At 30.0% G+C, this 24,642-nt stretch carries 30 protein-coding genes; 26 read left to right on the top strand and 4 right to left on the bottom strand.

Going from position 1 to position 24,642, the window contains the following annotated elements; genetic code table 11:
- Positions 1-151: 151 nt before the first annotated feature.
- From KQI88_RS12630 to KQI88_RS12605, 6 genes are read left to right on the top strand one after another with little or no spacing between them, the layout of a single operon-like run.
- Complete coding sequence (locus tag KQI88_RS12630; protein WP_216417843.1) at positions 152-850, top strand: DUF421 domain-containing protein; 699 nt, start codon at positions 152-154, stop codon at positions 848-850.
- Positions 851-882: 32 nt separating this feature from the next.
- Positions 883-2,475, top strand: a complete 1,593-nt coding sequence (locus KQI88_RS12625; RefSeq protein WP_216417840.1) for a spore germination protein — start codon at positions 883-885, stop codon at positions 2,473-2,475.
- On the top strand, positions 2,476-3,654 hold the full coding sequence (locus KQI88_RS12620; protein WP_216417838.1) for a Ger(x)C family spore germination protein: 1,179 nt from the start codon (positions 2,476-2,478) through the stop codon (positions 3,652-3,654).
- Positions 3,655-3,671: 17 nt separating this feature from the next.
- Entirely contained in the window at positions 3,672-3,893 is a 222-nt protein-coding gene (locus KQI88_RS12615; RefSeq protein ID WP_216417836.1) for a hypothetical protein, read from the top strand.
- Between the two features lie 4 nt (positions 3,894-3,897).
- The gene (locus KQI88_RS12610) at positions 3,898-4,986 is read left to right on the top strand and encodes a GerAB/ArcD/ProY family transporter (protein WP_216417834.1); all 1,089 of its coding nucleotides are present in this window, start codon (positions 3,898-3,900) and stop codon (positions 4,984-4,986) included.
- A gap of 2 nt (positions 4,987-4,988) precedes the next feature.
- Positions 4,989-5,126, top strand: a complete 138-nt coding sequence (locus KQI88_RS12605; RefSeq protein ID WP_216417832.1) for a hypothetical protein — start codon at positions 4,989-4,991, stop codon at positions 5,124-5,126.
- A gap of 128 nt (positions 5,127-5,254) precedes the next feature.
- Here the strand turns inward: KQI88_RS12605 and KQI88_RS12600 are convergent, their stop codons facing one another.
- On the bottom strand, positions 5,255-5,830 hold the full coding sequence (locus KQI88_RS12600; protein WP_216417830.1) for a YdcF family protein: 576 nt from the start codon (positions 5,828-5,830) through the stop codon (positions 5,255-5,257).
- Between the two features lie 559 nt (positions 5,831-6,389).
- Here KQI88_RS12600 and KQI88_RS12595 point away from each other — a divergent pair.
- The 4 genes from KQI88_RS12595 (at position 6,390) to KQI88_RS12580 (ending at position 9,298) form a co-directional block, all read left to right on the top strand.
- Entirely contained in the window at positions 6,390-6,836 is a 447-nt protein-coding gene (locus KQI88_RS12595; protein WP_216417828.1) for an NlpC/P60 family protein, read from the top strand.
- A 592-nt stretch (positions 6,837-7,428) separates the two neighbouring features.
- Positions 7,429-7,800: a hypothetical protein gene (locus KQI88_RS12590; protein ID WP_216417826.1), complete on the top strand. Its 372-nt coding sequence runs from the start codon at positions 7,429-7,431 to the stop codon at positions 7,798-7,800.
- A 162-nt stretch (positions 7,801-7,962) separates the two neighbouring features.
- Complete coding sequence (locus KQI88_RS12585; RefSeq protein WP_216417824.1) at positions 7,963-8,544, top strand: RNA polymerase sigma factor; 582 nt, start codon at positions 7,963-7,965, stop codon at positions 8,542-8,544.
- Position 8,545: 1 nt separating this feature from the next.
- Complete coding sequence (locus KQI88_RS12580) at positions 8,546-9,298, top strand: DUF4367 domain-containing protein (protein ID WP_216417822.1); 753 nt, start codon at positions 8,546-8,548, stop codon at positions 9,296-9,298.
- 30 nt (positions 9,299-9,328) lie between these two features.
- Here the strand turns inward: KQI88_RS12580 and KQI88_RS12575 are convergent, their stop codons facing one another.
- Complete coding sequence (locus KQI88_RS12575) at positions 9,329-9,847, bottom strand: DUF6147 family protein (RefSeq protein WP_216417820.1); 519 nt, start codon at positions 9,845-9,847, stop codon at positions 9,329-9,331.
- Between the two features lie 296 nt (positions 9,848-10,143).
- Here KQI88_RS12575 and KQI88_RS12570 point away from each other — a divergent pair, with 296 nt between their 5' ends.
- The 6 genes from KQI88_RS12570 to KQI88_RS12550 all read left to right on the top strand — a co-directional run bounded on the left by KQI88_RS12570 (position 10,144) and on the right by KQI88_RS12550 (position 15,211).
- A complete protein-coding gene (locus tag KQI88_RS12570; protein WP_216417812.1) occupies positions 10,144-10,533 on the top strand; it encodes a hypothetical protein in 390 nt (129 codons plus the stop codon).
- Positions 10,534-10,628: 95 nt separating this feature from the next.
- Complete coding sequence (locus KQI88_RS12565; RefSeq protein WP_216417818.1) at positions 10,629-10,997, top strand: hypothetical protein; 369 nt, start codon at positions 10,629-10,631, stop codon at positions 10,995-10,997.
- A gap of 1,027 nt (positions 10,998-12,024) precedes the next feature.
- Positions 12,025-12,384 (top strand): reverse transcriptase family protein, encoded by a 360-nt coding sequence (locus KQI88_RS18155; RefSeq protein ID WP_246579278.1) that lies wholly within the window; start codon positions 12,025-12,027, stop codon positions 12,382-12,384.
- A gap of 27 nt (positions 12,385-12,411) precedes the next feature.
- Positions 12,412-13,455, top strand: coding sequence for a reverse transcriptase domain-containing protein (locus KQI88_RS12560; RefSeq protein ID WP_246579277.1), 1,044 nt, complete (start codon positions 12,412-12,414; stop codon positions 13,453-13,455).
- A 212-nt stretch (positions 13,456-13,667) separates the two neighbouring features.
- On the top strand, positions 13,668-14,363 hold the full coding sequence (locus tag KQI88_RS12555) for a hypothetical protein (RefSeq protein WP_216417815.1): 696 nt from the start codon (positions 13,668-13,670) through the stop codon (positions 14,361-14,363).
- Between the two features lie 431 nt (positions 14,364-14,794).
- Complete coding sequence (locus tag KQI88_RS12550) at positions 14,795-15,211, top strand: hypothetical protein (protein ID WP_216417814.1); 417 nt, start codon at positions 14,795-14,797, stop codon at positions 15,209-15,211.
- A 193-nt stretch (positions 15,212-15,404) separates the two neighbouring features.
- Here the strand turns inward: KQI88_RS12550 and KQI88_RS12545 are convergent, their stop codons facing one another.
- On the bottom strand, positions 15,405-15,695 hold the full coding sequence (locus KQI88_RS12545) for a type II toxin-antitoxin system PemK/MazF family toxin (protein ID WP_330656230.1): 291 nt from the start codon (positions 15,693-15,695) through the stop codon (positions 15,405-15,407).
- Positions 15,691-15,822, bottom strand: coding sequence for a hypothetical protein (locus tag KQI88_RS18355; protein ID WP_281417566.1), 132 nt, complete (start codon positions 15,820-15,822; stop codon positions 15,691-15,693). The genes KQI88_RS12545 and KQI88_RS18355 overlap by 5 nt, the downstream gene beginning before the upstream one ends.
- 295 nt (positions 15,823-16,117) lie before the next feature.
- Here KQI88_RS18355 and KQI88_RS12540 point away from each other — a divergent pair, with 295 nt between their 5' ends.
- The 10 genes from KQI88_RS12540 to cas5b all read left to right on the top strand — a co-directional run bounded on the left by KQI88_RS12540 (position 16,118) and on the right by cas5b (position 24,524).
- Positions 16,118-16,507 carry a hypothetical protein gene (locus KQI88_RS12540; protein WP_216417812.1) on the top strand — a complete coding sequence of 130 codons (390 nt, stop codon included), beginning with the start codon at positions 16,118-16,120 and terminating at the stop codon, positions 16,505-16,507.
- A gap of 586 nt (positions 16,508-17,093) precedes the next feature.
- Entirely contained in the window at positions 17,094-18,098 is a 1,005-nt protein-coding gene (locus tag KQI88_RS12535) for a radical SAM/SPASM domain-containing protein (protein WP_216417810.1), read from the top strand.
- Complete coding sequence (locus KQI88_RS12530) at positions 18,095-18,658, top strand: MptD family putative ECF transporter S component (protein ID WP_216417808.1); 564 nt, start codon at positions 18,095-18,097, stop codon at positions 18,656-18,658. Before KQI88_RS12535 ends, KQI88_RS12530 begins: the two co-directional genes overlap by 4 nt.
- Positions 18,630-19,073 (top strand): staygreen family protein, encoded by a 444-nt coding sequence (locus tag KQI88_RS12525; RefSeq protein ID WP_216417806.1) that lies wholly within the window; start codon positions 18,630-18,632, stop codon positions 19,071-19,073. The genes KQI88_RS12530 and KQI88_RS12525 overlap by 29 nt, the downstream gene beginning before the upstream one ends.
- A 133-nt stretch (positions 19,074-19,206) precedes the next feature.
- Positions 19,207-19,668, top strand: coding sequence for a YbaK/EbsC family protein (locus KQI88_RS12520; protein WP_216417804.1), 462 nt, complete (start codon positions 19,207-19,209; stop codon positions 19,666-19,668).
- 67 nt (positions 19,669-19,735) lie between these two features.
- Positions 19,736-20,050, top strand: a complete 315-nt coding sequence (locus tag KQI88_RS12515) for a nucleoside triphosphate pyrophosphohydrolase (protein WP_216417802.1) — start codon at positions 19,736-19,738, stop codon at positions 20,048-20,050.
- A 226-nt stretch (positions 20,051-20,276) separates the two neighbouring features.
- On the top strand, positions 20,277-20,969 hold the full coding sequence (gene cas6, locus KQI88_RS12510; RefSeq protein ID WP_216417800.1) for a CRISPR-associated endoribonuclease Cas6: 693 nt from the start codon (positions 20,277-20,279) through the stop codon (positions 20,967-20,969).
- A gap of 15 nt (positions 20,970-20,984) precedes the next feature.
- On the top strand, positions 20,985-22,811 hold the full coding sequence (gene cas8b, locus KQI88_RS12505) for a type I-B CRISPR-associated protein Cas8b/Csh1 (RefSeq protein WP_216417798.1): 1,827 nt from the start codon (positions 20,985-20,987) through the stop codon (positions 22,809-22,811).
- Entirely contained in the window at positions 22,804-23,772 is a 969-nt protein-coding gene (locus tag KQI88_RS12500; protein ID WP_216417796.1) for a type I CRISPR-associated protein Cas7, read from the top strand. The genes cas8b and KQI88_RS12500 overlap by 8 nt, the downstream gene beginning before the upstream one ends.
- On the top strand, positions 23,772-24,524 hold the full coding sequence (gene cas5b, locus KQI88_RS12495) for a type I-B CRISPR-associated protein Cas5b (protein ID WP_216417794.1): 753 nt from the start codon (positions 23,772-23,774) through the stop codon (positions 24,522-24,524). Before KQI88_RS12500 ends, cas5b begins: the two co-directional genes overlap by 1 nt.
- Positions 24,525-24,642: the final 118 nt, after the last annotated feature.

The raw sequence follows: 24,642 nt of genomic DNA, 5'->3' as shown, positions 1-24,642 counted from the left end.
ATATATATTCCTCCAATTTTTAATATAATACACATTATTACTTATTTAATTACAAAATTATAGACATAATATATAAAAGAGCAATAGGACAATATATATTTTGTCATTAGTATAAATCTAAAATAAATATCTATACATTGGAGGACTATTTATGAAAGTAGCCATTGAAGTAATACTACAAACTTTTTTATCTTTTTTTGCAATACTGTTTATTACACGAATACTGGGTAGGCAACAATTATCTCAGTTAACTATGCAGGAATATATAAACGGAATAACATTTGGTTCCATTGCTGGAACACTAGCTACCGATGTTAATCAAAGAACCTGGCAGCATATGATAGGACTATTTCTATTTGGAATCCTAACCTTTTTAGTATCCTATATAACAGGAAAGAATATAAAACTTGCGAGGATACTCCAAGGAGAGGCTGAGTTAGTTATTAAAGATGGACATATACTAGAAAAAAAACTTAAAAGGTTCCATTACACCATTGATGAGCTACATCATTTGTTAAGAAAAAAAGATGTATTTAATATTACAGATGTAAAGTACGGAATATTAGAAACTACAGGAGAAATCAGTGTAATTAAAGCTTCTCATAAAAATAATGTTACTCTAGAAGATTTAAACATGTTAGGACAGCAGGATGATATTAAAGCAGAAGTGATAGTAACAGGAAACATAATATATGAAAATTTAATAAATAGAAATCTAACAGCTCAGTGGCTAATTGATCAGTTAAAAATGTATGGCATATCGGATATTAGAGAGGTTTTTTATGCTAATCTAGATGGAAATAATAAATTATATGTAGATAAATATAAAGATAATGTAAAAGAGAATTAGCATATTATTTCCGAAAGGATGGTGATGAATATTTGTTTAGAAAACTATTTAGAATGCTTATAGGCATAGGCCTTAATAAAATTAATAATATAGAAAGTGAAAATCAGCAAGAAAATATTCCTAAATCCATAGGAGATGTTAAGAAAAAATTAGAAGCAACCTTTGAAGAAAGTGAAGATTTTGTTTTAAGAGAAATAGAGATAGGTAAGGGAGTTCATCGTAAGGTTATTGTTGCATATATGGATGGACTAATTACTAAGAATGTATTAGATGAAAGTATAATAAATCCTTTAATATTTGGAACTAAAAACAACCTAACTGATAAAGAGATAATGAGTAAAAATGTTATTGATATTTTTACCAAGAAGCTAATAGTTGCATCTAGCTTAAATATTATTAATGATTTTAAGGATACTATTATGGCCGTTTTATCAGGTATGGCAATTATTTTCATTGATGGACAGAATAAAGCAATTAAAGTATCTGCTCATGGGGTTGAAAAAAGAAGTGTTATCGAACCAGAAACTGAAATGTCTTTGAAGGGACCACGGGAAGGGTTTATTGAATCTTTATCTACCAATGTAGCACTACTAAGGCATAAGATTAAAAGTCCTAAGTTTAAATTTGAGACTATGCAGTTAGGGAAACAGACAAATACTACGGTAGGTATTTGTTATATTAAGGGAATTGTTAATGAAAATACTTTGAATATAGTAAAAAGTAGATTAAAAAAAATTAATGTAGATTCAATTTTAGATACGGGATATATAGAACAATATATAGAAGGGAAACCATTTTCAATTTTTCCAACTATAGGTAATAGCGAAAAACCCGATAAGGTAGCGGCTAAAATATTAGAAGGAAGAATTGCTATTATTGTTGATGGAACCCCTGTAGTGCTTACAGTACCAAATCTGTTTATAGAAAACCTTCAAAATGCAGAAGACTACTATTCACGATTATATTTTGTATCATTTAATCGAATCCTAAGATTATTAGCTTTATTTATTGCTACTGTATTGCCTGCATTTTATGTGGCAGTAATTGTTTTCCATTTTGACGTTATACCTATGCAACTATTATTAGCGATTTCTGCTACTAGGGAAGGGCTACCCTTTTCTCCCTTTATAGAAGCTTTCTTTATGATGATAGTTTTTGAACTTTTACGGGAGGCAGGAATTAGAATGCCAGGTACTATTGGACAAACTATTAGTATTGTTGGAGGATTAGTAATAGGTCAGGCGGCGGCATCTGCAAAAATTGTGAGTCCTATTATGGTGATTATTATTGCTTTAACGGGAATTACAAATTTTATTCTTCCCTCCCTATCTGATACTTTACCAATCATTCGATTTATATTATTGTTTGCTGCTCAAGTATTTGGATTTTTAGGAATACTTGTTGGATATATTATAATTTTAATTCACCTATGTTCCCTAGAATCCTTTGGAGTACCCTATATGTATCCATTATCTCCAGTAAATAAAGATGGTTTGAAAGACAGTTTTGTACGGTTTCCATTGTGGATCATGAAGATAAGACCTAAAGCTTTTACATTGCAAAATTGGGATATAAATAAGTATAGAGCAAGTGGCGATAACCATGTAACTGAGGAGGAGCAGTAATTGAGGTCATATTCTAAAAAGATATTTATGTTTTTAGCAATTTTATTATTATGCATGAGTTTAATTGGATGCATGCATGAACAAGATCTAACCCATAGAGCCATTATAGTAGGTGTAGGTATAGATAAAGCAGAAGATGAAGAAATTGAACTAACATTACAAATAGTTAACCCCTCTGGTCTTGGACTTCAGCAAGGTGGTGGTCGTAATATACAGCCTATATGGGTTAATTCGACTAAAGGGAAAACCGTATATGAAGCTGCTAGAGAACAGCTAAAGGCAGTTAATCGGAGACCTTTTTATAGTCATATACAAGTATTGGTAATTAGTGAAGAATTAGCTAAAGAAGGGATAATGGATATATTAGATTATTTTTCTAGAGATTATGAAGTAAGGTTAAATTCGAGTGTAATAATTGCAAGGGGAACTACGGCTAAAAAGGTGATCAGTGCGAAAAGTACGCTGGAGGATATTCCCGCAATACATTTGAAAGAAGTTTTAGAAGATAATTTATATAGTGGTGTTATTCGAAATATAAACACTTTTGAAATGGTAAAGGAGCTAAATGAAAATATATTAAATACTACAATAGGGGTAGTTAAATTTAAAGAAGGAGAAGAACAGGAGCTAATAAAAAGTATGGAGCTGGAAGGAACTGCTATTTTTAAAGAGGATAAACTAGTTGGCTGGTTGGAAAAGTATGAGACAGCAGGACTATTATATATAAAAAATGAAATACGGGATAGGGTAATTGGTATTAAAGACCCCTTGAATGAAAATAAAAGAGTAGTAATAGAGCAACTGCGCTCTAATGGGAAGGTTAGAGCTAAAATTGAAAATGAAAAACTTAAAATTCATATTAATATTAAAGCAGAGGGAACAATTGGAGAACAACAAGGGGAAAATGATTTGCTGATGGAAAAAATACTGAAAGATCTAGAAAGAGAAGTGGCAAATACAATTAAAGAAGATATAAAAAAAACGGTAGATATAGCTCAAAATCAATTTCAAAGTGATATTTTAGGGTTTGGAGAGGAAATACGTAAAAAGCATTTAAACTATTGGAGAGAAATAGAAGATAATTGGGATGAAATATTTCCAGAAGTGCCTGTTGAAATTGATGTAGAATTTAGAATAACAAGATCAGGATTAACGGGACCGCCATCTAAGGCACGCTAAAATGGAGGAGATAGTTAATGGTAAGGGATGTAATAAGTATAATTGCCGTTTTTTGTATAATTATTAGCATTGATTTAAATAGGTTATCGAAAGTCAAAAATGTTAAGAGAACTATGTTCATATATTTTACAATATTAATAGTTAGCTTTACGATTAGTTTATTACAAGCTATTGATAAGGCGCCTCTTAGTCCTGCTATATATATAGAAAAGGCTATTGATAGCTTTTTATCGAGGTGATTGTATGATAAAAGAAGAAAAGATTTCATTAAGCGAATTAAATTTGCTTATTATAGGTTTTGTATTTGGCGGTTTAGCAGTAACTTCTCCAGCAAAGGCTGCATACCAGAATGCTTGGTTAGCTCAGATATTAAGTTGGATAGGAGGCTTTATATTAGTTACTATATATTTAGCTCTAGCAAAACTTAATCCTAAAAAAACACTTATACAAATGCTAAAAGAGCATTTTGGAAAATATTTAGGAAGTATAATTGGAATACTTTACATAATATTTTTTATTCATTTTGCATCTTTAACCATGAGAATTTTTGGTGAATATATGGTTACTGTAAATTTTATTAATACTCGTACAGTTTTTGTTATTTGTTTTGTTTTTTTGCCAATTACCTATGCTTTAAAAAATGGAATAGAAATAGCTGCTAGGGTTAACCAGATAATTATACCAATTATGATTTTTATTATAGCATTAACTATATTATTAAGTGCAAAATCCTTTGATTACGATAATTTTCTACCGTTCTTAGAGGGCGGATTTCTGCATGTTTTAAAAATAGGAATTAGAATATTATCTGTATCCTTTGGTAATATGATAGTATTTTTAATGATATATCCTATTGTACAACAAAAAAAATATATAGTTAAAACAACTTATTTAGGCGTAACAATAGTTGGGTTTGTCTTGCTAGGAACTTTATTAAGAGATTTACTGGTCCTTGGTCCATATATGATGTCGCTTCAAATGTTTCCACCCCATGTAACTCTATCTTTAATTCCAGGAGCTGTTATAGAACCGATAGTAGGGATTAATCTACTAATAGGAGTTGGAATTAAAACTGTTGTTTTCATTTATTGTACTCTATTAGGAATTACACAAATCTTTAACTTAGAACATTATAAACTTATGCTGCTACCTGTAGTAACTTTAGTTATATCTCTATCTATGTGGCTACATCCCAACTATCCTGATTTATACAGATGGGTAGAAAGAAATATGGTATACTATTCTTTACCTTTTCAGGTAATAATACCTTGTATATTGCTAATAATATCTTTAATTAAAAATAAAACACCAAGTAGAGAGGAGGTCAGTTAACTATGGAAGCTTGGAAGGCAAATTTAATGGATTGTATTAAATCTATAGAAGAAGCACAAGAAAATAACATGATAGATACCGACAAGAGAAATGAATTGGATGATATTATTGTAAGAATACAAGAGATTATTGAAGATTAATAAGGGAAACTAGATACTGAAAATAAGATTTCAAGTTAAAATAAAGTAAGCAGAAGATGGTTTAATCTTCTGCTTATTTTATTAAGTACTTATATTTTAATCTATAGCATTTAAACGAAAGGATATTATTACCTAACTAATACAAAATCCTTTATATAGGCTAGAACTTCTCGCATATAGTATTTAACCGTTAGTGCTAAGTTAGGATAGTTTTTTGTAGGACCTGCGCTTACATCCATATTTAAACGGTTAGCAATCATTAATGATCTATGAACATGGAAGTTATTGGATACAATAACGGCACTCTCTAGTTCATTTTCCTTCATAATTTTATTACTATAATATAGATTTTGGTATGTACTATAAGAATTATCTTCTTCCAATATTACATTTTCTGGTACACCATTTTCTACAAGATAGTTTTTCATTGCAAGGGCCTCTGTAATTAGCTCATCATGTCCTTGGGCCCCACTAACTATAATCTTATCCCCATATCCTTCATTATAAAGTTCCAATGCTTTTTCCAATCTATACTGTAACATCGGGGCAGGTCTATCTCCCCATAATTTAGCTCCAAGTACAATAATTGCATCAGATTTTTTAGGGGTTGCCCTAAAGGGAGTTATTATTATTGAAAGTTGAATAATAGCGAAGACTATAATACCTAATGAAATAGCGATTAAAATAGGTTTTTTAAATTTCATATTTAAACCTCCCTTGGATTGTTATCTTTGTAGTTATATTATAGCAGGAAGTTGGACGAGATGATAAGGTATAAAAAATTTAATGTAATTAGCTTGAATTTTTTATATGAGTTTGTAATTGCAATAATAATATCATTATATTTTAGAGTTGTCGAAAATAACCAAATGAATATTAGAGGATATTTTAATTATTAATAGAAATTTAGTATTTAAGATAATTTAGGATATATAACTCTGATGTAAGTTGTTATGGTGATAATTCACGAAACAAATTTATTTAAGTGAGTAGCTACTAATGTCTATAATTTGAAGTTAGAAAATAGAAGTGAAGCAGAGGATTAACTTTAGAAAATGTTTTTTGAATTATGCAAAAGCGAATCTGTTTATTAATTATGATTTGAAGATAAGTAAATATTACTGAACCTAAGTTCGTGAATATCACTAAATATTATATATAAATTGAACTTAATGCCAGCAATATGACGTTAGGTGAAATCTTAGTGAATTGGGCGTTTTTAGTTATCGAATAAAGCTAAAATAATCTTTATGGAGGTCAAATATGGACAATAATTTACAAAACCTAATGAATAATTCTATAAAGTGGGCATTAAACCATCTTAATCGTACAGATTATACACTTAGGTGTTTGGGATTTGTGGAAGATGCTTTAGAACGTAGCAATAGTATTGAGATATTTGGAGGAGATACTGCAAAAGAATCAGCGGATTTATATGAAGCACACAGATTTAAAGGTATACCACCTAAAGGAACGTTTGTGTTTTATGATTGCTTTGGAGTAATTGATGGAATGACGAAAAACTGGGGGCATGTAGGTTTGGCTATTGAAGATGGTAAGATTATACATGCGTGGGATAAAGTGAGAATAGATGATTATAAAGAAATTGAGCATCTTTTAACAGCACCGGGGTGGGAGAAACCTCAATATATCGGATGGGTGTCACTCGAACGTATCTTAATAGGACATCGAACTAAGATTTATGAATAATTAAGTAAATCTTCCAGTCATAGCCTAACAAAATGTTTCTGTCCGCTATGCACATCCCTTCACCGGGAGCAAAGATCCACCAAGGAGTAATGTTCTAGGGTCCGGCTCAGGGACGTCACAAACACGAAGCGTTACGAAGATATGATCAAATCTTGCATAGGGATAATATCCAGATTTATTAAATCGTTAACCAATGATAACTTCAAAACAATTTATAATGATGTTGATAAACAATATAAAAATAACTTTTGGAATTGATTGAAGAATTTAAAGTAATGAAAATGTTACCCAAGATAAATTTTAGGAGTTTATGAATACATCAAAAGTGTTGTTACATGAGTTATTAAAGCACAGAAAGATTACATAACACTTTGGTGTGATTATTAGGGATTATATACTCAGCGATTACTCGTCTGCAAAATATCTCTTCGACTTCGAAAGTAATGTTGAAGATTCGCGGACGCTTAATTTAGAATTTAAGTTGGGCGTTTCAGTTAATATAGACGGAAGTGCTTTGACAAACATATAAAAAACGGAAGCCCAACCATTATTTTCGACGGTTACGCTTCCGTTTTCTATTAGAATTAGTAAGGTGGATTTTACTTTTAGTACCGATCCTATGGGACTACGTGTGGGCCAAGGAGAAAATATTAGATATGTAAGAGTGTTAGAACAAGTAAAAAGGGTAATTATGGAATACATACTTTTACTTTCAGTCTCAAAGGAGTATATGGAAAAACCTTATTATATTTTTATGGGAACTAGGGATATAGATAAGTTTATACTTAGTCCTGCACATGCTCTTTATGCAGTAAGACTTAGTGCAAGCGTGGATGATGTGGCCAATCAACTGGGATGGAATAATACTAATCTTATTTATAAGTATCATGGTGTTATCGATAAACTTTTATATTCTGCAAATTCATATACTGAAGTATTTTTTGATAAGCTTTTAGATGAATAGTACAAACTAATTCTAATTATATTATTTCATATACTTAACTTTAGTATAGAGATTTTCTATGCATCTCTAGATAATTAGAGTTAAATTAAATAATATTTCTATGTTTACTGTATTGCTATTATCATAATACTTAGGGGGAGTACTACTTAGGGGGACGAATAGATGAAAATATTTTTAGAGAAACAAGATAACAAGGAAGTAATTCCTTATAAGATTTTATTTGAAACTTATAAGGATAAAGTTTATCGAGTTGCTTATTACATTGTTAAAAATGAACATGATGCAAAAGACATAGTGCAAGAGGCGTTTATTACAGCATATAGGAAAATGAGTTCTCTAAAAGATCCTAGTAAATTTGGAAGCTGGATATGTACTATCGCTTCTAATTTAGCTAAGGAAAAATATATGAAAAGCAAGCGAGAATTGTTAATCGATGACTATGATAATGTAATTTCACTCTCAAATAATCGATTTAACTTAGATACAGTAGAAGATAAAATAGAGAAAAAAGAATTAAATAAAGAAATTATGGAACAAATTCATAGTCTAGATAGTCATTATAGAGAGGTTATATTGCTATATTACTATATGAACTTATCTTATGCAGAAATTGCTCAAACATTAAATATTAAAGAAGGTACTGTTAAATCACGAGTTTCTAGAGCTAAAAATTTAATTAAGGATAAAATCATTAAAAATAATATAAGTGATTACTATATTACATATGGAAAGTCGGGGAAATAAGATGCGAGATTTAGATGATTTAGATTTAATCATACAAGAAGCTATTTCGGAGGAAATAGAATCAATCGTTGTTCCTGATATGGAAGATGTTTGGGACAATATAAATACAGATATTAAAAATATAGATAAGGAAAATAAGGAAAATAAGGAAAAGTACTTTCACTTTAACAAAAGAACAGCAAGTACCGTAGCAGCTATATTGATACTTACTACAATACTAGTTAATATGGATGATGGATATGCATACTATAGAAAAATACTTAATTTCTTTTCACAAACAGTTGGTGCAAATAAAGACATTAAGTTAAACTATAATAAAAATACCAGGACAACTCCAGGTATAGATGAAGAAGCTCAAGTAAATTTAAAGACACTTCCAATTGAAGAAGCAATATATAAGTCAAGTTTTAAGATAATAACTCCTGCCTATACTCCTGAAGGATATATTATAGAAAAAGTTGAATTGACTCAATTTCTGGATAAAACTTTAATGGCAGAACTAATATATTCTAAAAATGATAGTGATATTATTAAAATGATACAAGAACCAGTAATCGGTGATTATTCTCATACACTTCAAGTGGATTCTAATGAGAGTACAATAACTCAGAAAAAAACAAACAATATTGATTATAATATAATTGAGTTTAAAAGTGGAGAGGTAATGATTATATGGGATATGTTTGAAATAAAATATACTATCGTTGGCCTAGATAAAAAAGAATTAATGAAAGTAGCATTATCAATAAAATAAAAGGATATAGCACATATGTGCTATATCCTTTTATTTTATTGTAATATATGAAGTAATAGTTTGATCTGATTCTGTTATAGTACCCTTATAAGCTGTGTGAATAGCTCTAATTCGATAAATCTTACCCTTTTTTACACTATATACTGCTTTAAAATCAATATTCTTTGTATCATATTTATCAGTGCTCCATGATTTTACTGTTGACCATGAATTGTCCGTCCATATCTCTAGATGAATCCTTAAACCTAATTTATCAACATTTCCATCAGCTTTAGTAGAAGCTTGAATACTAACAAAGCCATCACCTATATCATGAATAGATGACTGTTTTAGCATTATATATTTATTTGATTTTATAGAATATATAATATTATTCTTTATTACTAACTTGCTGTGCACTTTCTCAGTATCTTCACTAGTGCCACATCCAGCAATAGTAGCCTTTATCCCTTCTATCGATTCGTAAGTTGTATGAGCATATGTATTAGTTGGTGCTACAGCAATAAAAAAAATAAAAATCATAGTTAAAATTGACACTGTCCTTTTCATTGATTTCTCCCCCCATAAATTAATCTCATAAGTATAGAGGGTCCAAAGATGAATTTTGTTCCCGAAAATTTATAAAAAATATTATTTCTTTTTTCTCAAATATTGGAACAAAAACCAATATTAAACTATCTATATAGTGAAGACCTAAAAAATAGGGGGTGAAACAAATGAAAATAAGATCACCAAGTAAAACTAGATAATGATATATCTAAACCTTAAGAATCTAGTTTTGTACGCAGCAAAAAATTTATAAATTCAAAAGTGTTACTAAACATATTATATTAGGAGGAGATTAAATGAAAAGAAAAATAACATTATTACTATCAATAATGATGCTTCTAAGCTTCACTCTTAGTGTTCATGCAACTCCAGAAATTGAAGAACCAAATAATATTAATTTGGATTTTGAAGTTAAAGAAAATGGTATATATCCTAATGCGTTATGCCTGTTTCATGATTGGTATAGTGTAAAAGATGGTGATACATATAGAGAATATACTAAAAGAGAAAAACAACACTGTTATGACTTGTACCAAGACTATAAGAAAGTTTGTATGAAATGTGGGAAAAATGATACATCAAGAGAAAGAGTAAGTAGAGCTGACCACAAATGGAAAGTAGTTGAAAGTGGTACCAAATTAATGGTACAGTGTCAAATTTGTGGATTGGCCAAGGATGGCTGGTAAAATTACTTTTTTAAGTTTAACAAATCTATTGGCACTGAAGGTACAAGCTACAATTAAAATTTAAACACCTAATTTTTAAAAAAGGAGGAGTAAGAATGAAAAAATTTTTAACTATGATGGGAACTGCTGTTTTAATCTTATTATGTACCATAATGCCTGTAAGAGAAGCATATGCAGGTCCACAAGCATGTCGAGTAAATGGGACAAAACATGTTCCAGTAACTCAACGGTTTATTAACACAGAAACGAATAATCAGAAATACTATGGCACATTGTATACATGTGAATGTGGGGCTACTGTTATAAGAAGTGATGCTAACTACAGACAACTTTATTTTTATCCATCTGATTGTGAGATAAAATATACGCCTGGATATCCACATTTACCAGGTAGCTCTGCTTACTATGTACCTAGTGTTACTTATACTGGGACACCATCTGAGTGGCATCTCATAGCAAATTAGGAGTAATTTCTAAAAATAATAATTATGAGTTTATAATTTTAGAGGTATACTAAATAAACTTATGTGATAATTTTATTACAATGTAAAAGCAGTCTAGGGAGAAATCTTTAGACTGCCTCTTTTTATTTCAATAAATATTGAATATAGGGGTCTCGCCATACACATGCTCTTTATGCATTAAAACTCGGCGCCAGTGTAGTTGATGTGGCGGATCAGTTGGGATGGAATAACACTAATATTATTTATAAGTATGCTGGTGTTATGGAGCAGCTCCTTTACTCTGCAAATTCGCATACAGAAGTATTTTTTAAGTAAATCTTAAATGACTAATATATAGGTGTTAAAATATAAAAGGCTCCTGATAAATAACTCAGGGGCCTTCTATGTGCGACAGGCAGTCGCACATTCATAGGCGATAGCCTATGGAATTTTGAGCGTTAAGAACAGCGATAACGTTACTACAAAGTAGTAAAAACGAATCGGGAGTTTGGAAACTCAAGAGTTCTCGAAGGTGAAAGTCCTTCCCTAGGAGTGCTGATACAACCTAGGAAGCCTAGTCTAGGGCAATACCGTGAGGTGTTGTCTGAAGGAGACGTGGAAAGTCGAAAGACCCATAGGCGGACTAGCAGACCGAAATGCAGAGGTGTGAAGCACGGGTGGCGGGGTAAACTGACGGCTATGCGTAGGAAATGGGAAGTCAATAATTTTAAATTCAATGAATCAGCCGAATTAAAATAGTTTATCATGTGAAAGTGCTCGGTATGTTAGGAAGGAAAGTGCGGTGACCCTGTGAGGTCTCTATTCAAGCCCGTAAGGGATAATGGAATATAAGGTTATGCCGAAGTTTCTACTACGGATAGAGAAGTCAGACAGTTTCATAGTACGGAAGTAGGTATCAGACCAAACTGGTACTGAACGGAAGGGAACTGACCTCAGTGGCCCCAGCTTTAATCATGTGTAATGATAACGGTAACGCTACGAAAGTAAAAACGAGCCGGAGGAACACAGGAAAGGTGAAGGATAATAAATGAATCAAGAGTTGAAGCTTAAAATGCATAGTATTTATGGACAACTGTTAGTTGAAAGAAAGCTAATGGAAGCATGGAAACAGGTTAAAGAGAATAAAGGCTGTGGAGGGATTGATGGTGAAACCCTTGAAACCTTTGCCCAAAAAGAAGAAGAGAAGATTAATAAACTCCTAATCACTCTAAAAGAGAAAAGCTATACGCCAAAGCCAGTTAAGAGAGTATACATACCAAAGAAAAATGGTAAGAAAAGACCTTTAGGTATACTAACCATAGAGGATAGGATTATACAGCAAAGTGTGGTAAATGCCATAAGTCCAAAATTTGAAAAAGAAATATTTCATAAATGGTCATGTGGATAGCGAAAGGGATTAGGTGCTGAAAGAATAATGCAGATAATTCTTTGGAATCTAGAAACAGGATACAACAACATATATGACTGTGATATTAAAGGATTCTTTGACAATATACCACACAAGAAACTAATGAAGATAATAACAAAATATATAGCTGATGGAACTGTCCTAGATATGATATGGAAATGGCTAAAGTCTGGGCATATGGAAGAAGGTAAATTCCATAATACTGACGCTGGCACTCCGCAAGGAGGGGTGATTTCGCCAATACTTGCGAATATATACTTAAATGAATTGGATTGGGAATTAGATAGGGAAAATATTCGCTTTGTAAGGTATGCTGATGATTTTCTTCTGTTTGCTAAAACAGAAGAAGAAATCAAAAGAGCAGGTTCGGTAGCAAATAGGGTAATAAATGACTTAGGGCTAGAAGTATCAATGGAGAAAACAAAATTCGTTAATTTTAACGATGAAAACTTTGATTTTCTTGGATTTACTTTTGAGCATTGGAGGAAAAGGAAGAATAACGAAGGGGCATACTTTATCGTAAGACCCACTGAAAATTCAATCAAAGACTTTAAAGCCAAGATAAAAGAGAAAACACGGAAAAGTCTAACACTCAGCACTAAAGCATGGCTGGATGCCTTAAATCCAATAATAAAGGGTAAGATAAACTACTATCTGAACATATCTAAAGCGGTAAAGGCCAATGAAGAATATGGGCAGAAAAGTAGATGTATTCTACAAGCTTTCAGCAAGGAATTACATGCAGTAGATTCCTATGTTAGACAAAGATTAAGGGTAGCAATAATACACAAAAATCCCTGTCAAAGAAAAGGCTGGCTTATGACCTCGAAATGGAACAATGAATACTTTGTAAAAATAGGACTTATACCATCCCACTGGTTATATTACAACAAAATGTGGGCGTATACCCTAGAAATGTACCTAGAGAAAATAACGACCAAAAATAGAGCAAAATTAGAGAAACAAATCAAGAAATTAAAAGAAAAAGGCCAAGAGTATTACACTCATGACCGAGTTTCCAAGATAAATGCTGCCAAAAGCTATGCTTAATTCATTTAAAACATGTTGGTAAGCCGTATGCCTTAGTAGGGCACGTACGGTTTGATAAGGGGGTAGCTATGCAAATAGTTACCCTACTTTATATTGTAATGTCGTTTGCCGTTGAAAAACCACTAATGAATAAAATTGACAAAGTATCCAAAATAAATTATACTAGATATTGACAAATATTGAATAATATTAAATAAAAAGGGGAATTTACCATGAAATTGTTTAAAAGATTTGTAACAAAATTAAGTATTTGTGCTTTAATGGTTGGCATGTTCATAAGCCCAACATTTGCACATCCTAGTTCTATTGATAATATAGAATCTTTTACTACATTAGAGGCAACTGTTGATATCAGCAATATACCATTAGGTCAGGAAGTGGTTTTACCAGATGGTGCAGTATTAACTCCTATTTCTGAGGAAGAGTATATGACTAGATTAGCAAAAGATAAAAATATTTCCTTGAAAGAAGCTTATGAAATGGAATTAAAAAATTTAAGCAGTTTAAGATCATCTGGAAATACTTTCCGTTATAATTATAGTAAAACTTTTACATATTCAAGAAACTCTTCATTTAAAGCAGATTTAGAGGCAACTTTATCAATTTATACAGGTGGCTCCTTTAGACAGATTAACGAGGTATTAGGAGTAGGCACTAGAAGAAGATCTGGGTTATATGATTTCGATTTTATTGAAACATACAGTTATTCAGATCCGTTACAAGGAAGCAGTAAATTCCCAGTTGGAACAGTACATCTTGGTGCAAATGGCTATTTTGAAGTAGTCGTTTCAGGGAGTGTAGGTGGGTCTATAGAAGTACCAGGTTTTACTTTTGAAGCTTCTGTTGGACAAGACGCAATATGGCTATCAAGAACAATGTCAATGGACGGCTCTTATTCAGTATATTAAATTTAATAATACATTTGTTATAATAATCTACATATTTAAAAAGTCCTAGATATGCTAGGACTTTTTATAATTAATATATAAATTAAAATGAAAAAAACAATCTACTAGTATAGCAAGAAAATAAACAAAATTTTTATATAAGGAAACCTTATTAACACCTTTGATTTTTAGAAAAAAATAGCTTTAGAAAAGAAATATTTTTTTATCTCTCCAACTTTATCTCTTGAGTAGATTTGAATTTTAGTAATAAATCCAAAAATCAGATTTACTATTTTTGATATATGAGTCTACTTCTCTTTCAAGAAAGTAATTATTCACTCTACTGTACTTATTACTATGCAAATCACTGTACTCAAGAATATTGCTTTTGACACTATTATTGACTTCTTTAAATAATATCTAAGTTACTTGTTATACGGGGGTGTATAAATATGAATAAAAAACATCTACAAATATTGTTTTTTATTATATGCATAAGTTTAATTGTATCATTCTATTTAGTCAATAAAAATTCGGCAACTTCAAATATGCCAAATATTATAGATTTAGTTGGTAGAAATGATTTCTGGAGAGCATCATTAAATATAAATGTAGGTTATGATAGTGAATTAATAGTTCGACCTATACGAGAAGATTTCGATATACCTTCTGAAATAGACATTATTATTATTTATAATGATAATGTTTTATACAGCACTAAATTAGAGTATATTCCAAATAAAAATAAGAACTTATTTGGTAAGTATTCAGCTAAAATAAATTCAGATGAGTTTTTTAATGAAAATATTGATAATATCCAGCTAATAATAAAAACAGAATATGTGAACCATGTAATTCACTTAGAATAAATTAAATATATCAAATGATGGTATACAAAATCAGCGAAATTTTACCTATTAGTCAATTAATTCATGTTCCTCATTTAATATTATCGCTAATATACGATTATGCTATTGATTGTATCATTATCGACCTTAAATCGACTATTCTATATAAATATTCCAATATAAAGGGCTCCTGAATCTATTTATCAGAAGCCTTTTATATATTATCATTTATATATCGCATAAACTGCTGTTGAACATTCTCGAAATCATCTTGGTGCAGATCCCCTATTATATGTATAAATTGCGATTTATTTACTAACATAGTCTTTGATACTCTTGCTGTTGATTTCATTCTAAGTTTAGCATGTTCCCAATACAATATTGGAGTATCATATGGATCATTTTCTCTTGGAGGGGTTGTTGTGACTCTTACCGATAACACTTCCATTTTTTCAATGTCTAAAACAATCACCGGCCTTTGTATTTTGTTGTATTCTTCATTAATTGCACTCAGAAATAGTAGCTTTTACCCCTTCTATCGATTCGTAAGTTGCATGAGCATATGTATTAGTTGGTGCTACAGCAATAAAAAAAATAAAAATCATAGTTAAAATTGACACTGTCTTTTTCATTGATTTATCCCCCCATAAATTAATCTCATAAGTATAGAGGGTTCAAAGATGAATTTTGTTCCCAAAATTTATAAAAAATATTATTTCTTTTTTTCTCAAATATTGGAACAAAAACCAATATTAAACTATCTATATAGTGAAGACCTAAAAAAGAGGGAGTGAAACAAATGAAAATAAGATCACCAAGTAAAACTAGCTAATGATATATCTAAACCATAAGAATCTAGTTTTGTACGCAGCAAAAAATTATAAATTCAAAAGTGTTATTAAACATATTATATTAGGAGGAGATTAAATGAAAAGAAAAATAACATTATTACTATCAATAATGATGCTTCTAAGCTTCACTCTTAGTGTTCATGCAACTCCAGAAATTGAAGAACCAAATAATATTAATTTGGATTTTGAAGTTAAAGAAAATGGTATATATCCTAATGCGTTATGCCTGTTTCATGATTGGTATAGTGTAAAAGATGGTGATACATATAGAGAATATACTAAAAGAGAAAAACAACACTGTTATGACTTGTACCAAGACTATAAGAAAGTTTGTATGAAATGTGGGAAAAATGATACATCAAGAGAAAGAGTAAGTAGAGCTGACCACAAATGGAAAGTAGTTGAAAGTGGTACCAAATTAATGGTACAGTGTCAAATTTGTGGATTGGCCAAGGATGGCTGGTAAAATTATTTTTTTCCATTTGACAAATCTATTGATACTGAAACACTAGAAAACAATTTAAGAACCATTGATAAAAGTTATGGTGCCGAAATAATAGTCGTTACCAAATATAATAGAAGTGATGATTTGTTAAAGCCTGATTCTCATTGAAATTGCAATAAAAATAATAAAAGATGGTATAGCAACGTAAAATTTTTATGTGCGTACAAAATGAAAATACATCAATCAGAGTTGATTCCTATGAAGGAGTCAGCTCTTTGTTTTTTGCATGAAATAAAAATAAATAGTTTTAAAGAAATATCTTTCCAATTTTATCTTACTAATTAATTATATCTAACAATGTGAAATTTAAAAGTCTTACCAACTTTATTAAAAAGTAATTTAAAGCATAAGTAGAAATTAACCATGTTTTAAGTAAAAAGTTCTGTACGACTATTTTTTACGACAACATTGAATAGGTATTCAGCTTAATTTAAAAATAATAAATTTGATGGTTAATATAGGATTATTATGGAAATAATCCAAAAAGGTCTATATAGATACAATAATACAAATATAGATAATTTTAGAGAGTTTAAGGGAGGGCACTATGAATCATATATCTTGGAACACAACTAAAAGATGCAATTTGTACTGCAAACATTGTTATAGGGAATCTGGTCCTGATGAATTAGTAAATAATGAACTTTCTACCGAAGAAGGAAAGAAACTTTTAAGAGAAATGTATAAGGCAGGTTTTCGCATAATAGTATTTAGTGGCGGAGAGCCACTACTGAGAGATGATATATTTGAATTGGTAAAATATGCAAAAACTCTTAATATGATTACACTTATGGGTAGCAATGGCACTCTTATAACAAAAAGCTATGCAGAAAAACTAAAAAACAGCGGTTTAAATTCTATTGCTATAAGTATAGATAGCTTAGATGAAAAAAAGCACAATGAGTTTAGAGGTGCAGATACTGCTTTTAAAAGAGCTTTACAGGGCGCTAAAAATTGTATAGATGCAGGAATAAAAGTTCAACTTAACTGTACTGTTACAAAAGATAATTTAAAAGAAATAGATAGCATAATGAATTTTGCTTCTGATTTTGGTGCGGTTTCAAGTCATATGCTTTTTCTTGTAGAAGTGGGGAGAGGTAAAAATATAGGATATACATCCTTAAATAAAGAGGAGTACAAAAATGCTATTAATACTATAATAGATAAAAATCTAGATTTAGATATCCGTGTTAAACCTACTTGTGCACCTCAATATAAAGTAGAAGCCTTACTTAAAGGAATTGATTCACCAGGAGGAAGAGGTTGTATAGCTGGAACTAGTTATTGTTCTATACTCCCAAACGGAGATGTTCATATATGTCCATATGCACCTATCAAAGTGGCTAATGTCAAAGAAGAAGCATTTGATAGTATATGGGAGAATAACGAGATATTTAAAAAACTTAGAGATTTTAAAAGCTATAAAGGTAACTGTGGAAGTTGTAGGTATATTAATATTTGTGGCGGATGTAGAGCAAGAGCCTTTAATTATTCAGGTGATTGGCTCGATGAAGATCCTTTTTGTCTTTTAAAAGAAGGGAGAGCAATATGATGAGAAACAATATGAAATGGAATATGAATGTAAAAGATATAACAACAATAGGAATATGTGTTGCTATAGCAGTTGTATTAGGTAAATTATTAGCGGTACTTCATAGAATAATGCCTTTTTCAAGAGGAGTTATTAATGCTCCCTTTTATAGTTTTCTTATAGCATTAATTCTATATAGAGTTAGAAAACCTGGCGCAATGACATTATTTGCATTGGGATATGGTATTATAATGGCTAGAATATCAATATTTAGTACTATATCAATAATAATAGGTGGAGTCTTAGCTGATATTATAACTCTTATATTTGTAAAAAAATATGATTCTAATGTAAAAATAGCTTTATGTGCTCCCCTATATTCAGTAGGTGGGATTATAGGTACATTTTTTACCGTCACATTTTTAGTAAAAAGTCCTTTATATAGTTTCGAAGGACCATTAGCACTATTAATAAGCGCAATTACAGTTTATATAGCTGGATTATTTGGATCATTTTTTGCTATGAAAATATTCCAAAAGAGGTTATTTATTAATGATAAAAAAATTGGAAGTGGAATTTAACTCAAATATACATAATAGAAATTTTACAGATAGGAAATATACTTTAACTCATTCGGATGAGACTGGACAACGATATCTATTTATTGGGAAAGAATTTGCTGAAGATAAATATAATAAATTAAAGGATGAAGTATTAGGAGAATGGGTTAAAGCATATACGGAATTTGAGCTACATATAATGTGCACTTTATATTCTGAACATAGTTCTCTTACAATAGAAGATAGATATGAAAAATTTAAACAGCATATGCCAAGAGCAATTACAGCGATTATAAATGGAGATAAGGAATATATAATAGAAAATAATCTTTTAGATTATAATGTGTATGTACATTTTCTATCTGATATGATGCCTAGTAAAGAGTACTACGGTAAAGTAAGTGATTATATAGTGCCAACAAGAAGCAGAAAATAGTTTTCTGCTTCTTGTTGTATGTAAGATTACTTGTACTATACAGAATTGCGCTAGAATTTTGACATTAACCTAAAAAAAGAGTAGAATATAGTATAAATATACAAAAAAGTGATTACATAAAGATTTGGAGTTGATGAAATTGAGTAGTTTAGCAGTTCAAAATTATTTAGACGATAGGAACCTTCCACACAAAATAATGTATTTAGATGAAAGCAGTGCTACAGTAGATTTAGCTGCCAAAGCTATTGGAATAGAACCAGCAATGATTGCAAAAACATTAGCCTTTAGGCTAAAAGATAGAGATATTGTTGTGGTAACCTGTGGTACGGCTAGAATTGATAATAAGAAATATAAACAAACCTTTGGATGTAAAGCCAAAATGATGAATTTTGATGAAACATTAGAGTTAACAGGACATCCTGTAGGTGGAGTGTGTCCTTTTGGATTGCCAGAGGACATAGAAATATATATGGACGAATCACTTAAGAAATTTGAAGTTGTTTATCCAGCAGCAGGAAGTACAAATTCAGCCATAAAAATGAATGTGGAAGAAATGTATGAGATAACTGGGGCTGAGTGGGTGGATGTTTGTTAGAGAGTAAGCTAATGTAGCTGATGAAGATCAATATACTAAAATTGTAAAGTACTATGGGGGAATATGTATGAGTGAGAAAGTTTATAACAAGCTTGTTAGAGATAATATTCCTAATATAATAGAAGCTACTAATAAAAACTGTGAAATTGAAATTGTAGAGGGAGAAGAACTAGAAAAACTATTGAATGAAAAACTACAGGAAGAGGTTAATGAATACCTTGAAAGTAATGATATAGAAGAGCTTGCAGATATATTAGAAGTAGTGCATGGTATTTTAAATGCTAGAGATATAGGGATTGATGAATTGGAAGTTGTAAGAGTCAAGAAGAAAGAAGAACGAGGGGGATTTTATAAAGGGATTAGGCTTTTAAAAGTTTATTGATTAGTGCGTAATTTTAACGGAGTGGGGGACTGCTCTGTTTTTTTTATAAATGAATTATTTTAACTATGTCGGAATTTGCGGATGATTTTTGAAGGAAATTGTCGTATTCCCTAGAAATTAGTATAAGAGACCTATTGTACTAAATTGAATTTAAGTTTATAGGTTTATAAATAATCATTAAGCAATAGCTATTTACAAGAAATTTATATTTAAGGGAGGTGAAGAAATGAAGGTATATGAATTAAAATTAAAAGTCTTCCTTTTAAAAAATATTGACAGTAAAAATGCACTAGAAAAAATAAGTGAATTAATCGATAAATCATTAAGCAAAAATCCAGAACTCTATGAATTTCACAAAAAAAATCAGTTTAAAAATTATTGCTTTAATTCTTTATATAATTTAGAGCAGGATGGAGTTTATAAAGAGGGTAGTATATACTCTGTAATAATTAGAACAACAGATGAAAAACTATCGCAATCTTTTAAAAAAAATCTTGTAAATGAATACACTCAATACATAAAGGCATTAACATTTGAAAATAAAATAATACCTAAAAAGCACATAGAGAAAATATATAGTATTACACCTTTAGTTGTAAAAACAGACAATGGGTACTGGAGACAAGAACTATCTTTAGAAGCTTATGAACAAAGAATAACAGCAAATATAATAAAAAAATACAACGCCTATTTCAACACTAAGTTAGACGAAAATTTTGAAATATTTAACATGATTGAATTTAATAATAGAAAGCCTATAGCAACGCCATATAAGAATGTTTCTTTGCTTGGAGATAAACTAACATTTTATATTGCAGATAATGAAACAGCACAAAAATTAGCATATTTTGTTCTTGGAGCAGGAGTTGGAGAAATGAACTCAAGAGGTTTTGGTTTTATAAACTATAGGACGATTTAAATAGGAGGTGATAACTTGCTAAAGGATGTTATTAAAACCTTTGAGAAGGAATATAAAAAGCGTGGAGAAGAATATATTACTGATGCTCATATTCCTACCGATGGAGAATACATTATAGTTTTACCTAAAGATGGTGGATTTGAAATATTAGACACTATACATATTAAACAGGATAAAAAAACTAGAGAGATAGAAAGAACTAGTCCGCATTTTGATTTTGTACAGCAGGCGGATTATATGAGCAGATATTTAGAGTCTAATAAAGCTATAAGTGATAAAAACATACATAGTAATAATTATTTAACCTTTTTTGTAAAAAAAGAAAATCTTCATAATGGAAAGATAAACTATAAAGTTATATCAGATTACTATGAAGTATTTAAAAACCCATTTAAAAAATATAATAAACCACAGCAAAAAGAAGCTTATGAAAATATTGAAGCTAAGAATGGTAAATCTGATATAGATGAAATCGGAAGAATAGAAGAATGGATTAAAAGTAATATATATACTATTTCTACAGGGAACGATAAAAGCTATTTAAAGATATTTTTTAAATATGACATTAACAAATACAGAAAAGAAAGTGAAAAATACATATTGACAAATATCTATAATAGTGCTGATTATAATACTATTATAAACGATGAAATTTTCGGACTACCTAATGATAATATGGGACTAAATTCTAAAAAACCTTATCTAGAAAATAAAAGCAGAAAAAGCAAAATTCCTTATTTCTTATCACAAGACGAAGTATTAATGCAAAAAAAATTCTTTGATTATCTAATGAACCAAGCTACTGCTGGAAAAACCAATATCTATACCAATGATGAAAAAATAATACCCAAAACTAATGATGAATTGATAGAATCAGATTTTAAAGGATATTTTTTAAGAGTCAAAAAAGGGATGGAAGTAGAAATACTCGACTTTGACACTATAGGCCTATATAGCTGCAATATAAGACCTTTTGATTTAATGAATGTTATAAGACTTGAAAAGTCTAAACTAGAATATAAAAAAACATATAAATTAGATGATTTAAAAAATATTATCAATGAAGTATTTTTTAGTAGATTCTTAACCTCAAATTATTTTACAGAGCCAAAAGACATAAAAATTTATGACCCTGCATTAAAAAGAAATTTATTACTGGCTAGAACTACACTATTTGCTTGGTTTTATAAGGGTGTAGACAATAACGTATGGAAAATCCTAAAACAAATTAGTTTAGATTTAATAAAAGGCTCTATAAACAAAGGATATTTAACAAAGGCAAGTGAACAGTTTAACTTAAGTTTTTCATTAAAAAACTATTTTGAGGAAGGTGAAGATATGCCAGATGTTTTAGTTGATATTAAAAATACTTTAAGAGAAAAAATAGGCAAAGATACTAAAGAAAATAAAGACAACAAAGAGAATAAGGGCAATAGAGACAATAAAGAAGATACTGGCTCGATAGAAAGTGACAAGGAATATTATTTTGCTGTAGGACAACTTAGTAGCTATTTTATATCCTTAAGCAAATCTAAAACAAAACCACACTCTTTAGCTAATCCAATTTTTAATGCGAAAACTGACGCTAGAATTAAAGAAGAGCTAAAAAAATTATTTAAAAAATATAACTATACTATTTATAGCAATAAGAAATTTAATAATCTATATGCTATGGTTGCATCTTATGAACCTGAAGGTAGGGTTATGGATGACTTGATTATAGCAGGGTATTTGCATAGTAATTTGGTATACGAAACATCTGACAATACGGACAAAACTGCTAAAGATAAAAAAGAAGAAAATACTAACAATGAGAATAAGGGGGATAAAGATTATGAATAAAAGGATATTTGGGGTATTGGGAATAGTATCTAGAATGAGCAACTGGAATGCAGATTTTTCTGGTTATCCTAAAACAACCTCTGATGGTAGTGTTTTTGGAAGCGATAAGGCTTTTAAGTACCCATTAAAAGTTATGTGGAATGAGCAAGGAGAAAAGGTATTATATATTAAATCCCTTAAACTGCAAGAAAATAAAAAGGGTGAAGTAGAAATTATACCAAGATCACTTAAGGAAAGATACGAATATATATTTGAAGTTGAAGACTTGAAGAAAGTAAAGAATCGTAAAATAGTTTTGACAAATCTATTTAGTGCTATAGATGTTAAAAATTTTGGTGCTACCTTTGCAGAGGAAGGAAATAACATATCTATTACAGGTGCAGTACAAATAGGGCAAGGATTTAACAAGTATGAAGATACAAATGCTGAAGAACAGCAGATACTATCTCCCTTTAGAGATGCTTCTGAAAAGTTAGAAAAGAAGAAAGACAAAGATGAAGAAAAAGAAGATGCTAAAGCAACAACTTTAGGAACTAAAATTATAAGTGACGAAGCACATTATTTTTATCCTTTTACTATTAATCCTACTGCATATGATGAATATAGGAAATTAGAAGTTACAGAAGGATATACAGAAAATGATTATATAAGATTTAAGGAAACTGCCCTAGTAGCTGCAACTTCATTTAGTACAAACGCAAAAATTGGCTGTGAAAATGAATTTGCTTTATTTGTAGAGACAGAAAAAGATTTATACCTGCCAGACTTATCTCAATACATAAAATTTAATAAGACTGAAGATAAAAATATTATTAATATAGAATGTGACGAGCTTATTAATGGTCTAAATAGTAAAATTAAAAATATAGAAATATATTATAATCCATACACTACTGTAATAAAAACAAAAATAGAAGGAGTTAAATACTTTAATATTTTTACTAAAGAAGAGGTGCAATAATGAATGTTTTAAAGTTTACTCTTAGTGGTAATACAGCTTTTTTTAAAAAGCCAGATGTTAATACTTACTTGTATTTTACATATGGACATATTCACAAAGTAGCTTTATTGGGAATTTTAGGAGCTATTATGGGGTATGGAGGCTATAATCAGCAAATTCAAGATGATACAGCAGTATATCCAGAGTTTTATGAAAAGCTTAAAAATATTAAAGTAGGTATTGTCCCTAAAAATCATAAAGGCTATATAACTAAAAAGGTGCAAATTTTTAATAATACAGTGGGGTATGCCAATAAAGATGGAAATCTTATTGTTAAAGAGCAGTGGCTAGAAAACCCAGAGTGGGATATATACGTATTGATTCAAGGGGATCTAGAAAGTCAATTAGCTAAAAGAATGCTAGATTTTAAATTTCAATATATTCCTTACCTAGGGAAAAATGATCATATTGCTAATATTATAGAAACACAAATTATCTATGATGTAGAAAAAATAAATGATGTAAATAGATTAGATAGTCTATTTGTAAAAGATTATTTTGAGTTATATCAAATTGAGCAAGATATATTTGAGGCTGACCCAGAAGAAAAATATGAACCTGTATATAAATATGAAGAAATGCTGCCAATAATCTTAGAGGAAACAACAAATAAATATGAGTTTCAGTCATTCATATATACTAATTCAAATCTAAAGATTATAAATAGTCCTACTGTATATAGATGTAACGAAAAATTAGTCTTTTTCTTTTAAAGTCGGGAGGGGACAACCCTCCTTTAATAAAATTAAGTTTAAAAATGCTTTCATTAGGTTTGATTTAACGATTGTATTATAGGAGTGTAATGCTGTTTAGTTTAGAAGTAAAGGGGAG

Source organism: Alkaliphilus flagellatus, assembly GCF_018919215.1.
GTDB lineage: Bacteria > Bacillota > Clostridia > Peptostreptococcales > Natronincolaceae > Alkaliphilus_B > Alkaliphilus_B flagellatus.
This window is presented reverse-complemented; position numbering and strand designations above follow the sequence as displayed.

What these genes read in the sequence shown, in the direction of transcription:
- KQI88_RS12630 (WP_216417843.1), top strand. Translation starts at nt 152, where the DNA reads ATGAAAGTAGCCATTGAAGTAATACTACAAACTTTTTTATCTTTTTTT.
- KQI88_RS12615 (WP_216417836.1), top strand. Translation starts at nt 3,672, where the DNA reads ATGGTAAGGGATGTAATAAGTATAATTGCCGTTTTTTGTATAATTATT.
- KQI88_RS12610 (WP_216417834.1), top strand. Translation starts at nt 3,898, where the DNA reads ATGATAAAAGAAGAAAAGATTTCATTAAGCGAATTAAATTTGCTTATT.
- KQI88_RS12605 (WP_216417832.1), top strand. Translation starts at nt 4,989, where the DNA reads ATGGAAGCTTGGAAGGCAAATTTAATGGATTGTATTAAATCTATAGAA.
- KQI88_RS12600 (WP_216417830.1), bottom strand. Translation starts at nt 5,830, where the DNA reads ATGAAATTTAAAAAACCTATTTTAATCGCTATTTCATTAGGTATTATA.
- KQI88_RS12595 (WP_216417828.1), top strand. Translation starts at nt 6,390, where the DNA reads ATGGACAATAATTTACAAAACCTAATGAATAATTCTATAAAGTGGGCA.
- KQI88_RS12585 (WP_216417824.1), top strand. Translation starts at nt 7,963, where the DNA reads ATGAAAATATTTTTAGAGAAACAAGATAACAAGGAAGTAATTCCTTAT.
- KQI88_RS12580 (WP_216417822.1), top strand. Translation starts at nt 8,546, where the DNA reads ATGCGAGATTTAGATGATTTAGATTTAATCATACAAGAAGCTATTTCG.
- KQI88_RS12575 (WP_216417820.1), bottom strand. Translation starts at nt 9,847, where the DNA reads ATGAAAAGGACAGTGTCAATTTTAACTATGATTTTTATTTTTTTTATT.
- KQI88_RS12570 (WP_216417812.1), top strand. Translation starts at nt 10,144, where the DNA reads ATGAAAAGAAAAATAACATTATTACTATCAATAATGATGCTTCTAAGC.
- KQI88_RS12565 (WP_216417818.1), top strand. Translation starts at nt 10,629, where the DNA reads ATGAAAAAATTTTTAACTATGATGGGAACTGCTGTTTTAATCTTATTA.
- KQI88_RS18155 (WP_246579278.1), top strand. Translation starts at nt 12,025, where the DNA reads ATGAATCAAGAGTTGAAGCTTAAAATGCATAGTATTTATGGACAACTG.
- KQI88_RS12560 (WP_246579277.1), top strand. Translation starts at nt 12,412, where the DNA reads ATGCAGATAATTCTTTGGAATCTAGAAACAGGATACAACAACATATAT.
- KQI88_RS12555 (WP_216417815.1), top strand. Translation starts at nt 13,668, where the DNA reads ATGAAATTGTTTAAAAGATTTGTAACAAAATTAAGTATTTGTGCTTTA.
- KQI88_RS12550 (WP_216417814.1), top strand. Translation starts at nt 14,795, where the DNA reads ATGAATAAAAAACATCTACAAATATTGTTTTTTATTATATGCATAAGT.
- KQI88_RS18355 (WP_281417566.1), bottom strand. Translation starts at nt 15,822, where the DNA reads ATGAAAAAGACAGTGTCAATTTTAACTATGATTTTTATTTTTTTTATT.
- KQI88_RS12540 (WP_216417812.1), top strand. Translation starts at nt 16,118, where the DNA reads ATGAAAAGAAAAATAACATTATTACTATCAATAATGATGCTTCTAAGC.
- KQI88_RS12535 (WP_216417810.1), top strand. Translation starts at nt 17,094, where the DNA reads ATGAATCATATATCTTGGAACACAACTAAAAGATGCAATTTGTACTGC.
- KQI88_RS12530 (WP_216417808.1), top strand. Translation starts at nt 18,095, where the DNA reads ATGATGAGAAACAATATGAAATGGAATATGAATGTAAAAGATATAACA.
- KQI88_RS12525 (WP_216417806.1), top strand. Translation starts at nt 18,630, where the DNA reads ATGATAAAAAAATTGGAAGTGGAATTTAACTCAAATATACATAATAGA.
- KQI88_RS12520 (WP_216417804.1), top strand. Translation starts at nt 19,207, where the DNA reads ATGAAATTGAGTAGTTTAGCAGTTCAAAATTATTTAGACGATAGGAAC.
- KQI88_RS12515 (WP_216417802.1), top strand. Translation starts at nt 19,736, where the DNA reads ATGAGTGAGAAAGTTTATAACAAGCTTGTTAGAGATAATATTCCTAAT.
- cas6 (WP_216417800.1), top strand. Translation starts at nt 20,277, where the DNA reads ATGAAGGTATATGAATTAAAATTAAAAGTCTTCCTTTTAAAAAATATT.
- KQI88_RS12500 (WP_216417796.1), top strand. Translation starts at nt 22,804, where the DNA reads ATGAATAAAAGGATATTTGGGGTATTGGGAATAGTATCTAGAATGAGC.
- cas5b (WP_216417794.1), top strand. Translation starts at nt 23,772, where the DNA reads ATGAATGTTTTAAAGTTTACTCTTAGTGGTAATACAGCTTTTTTTAAA.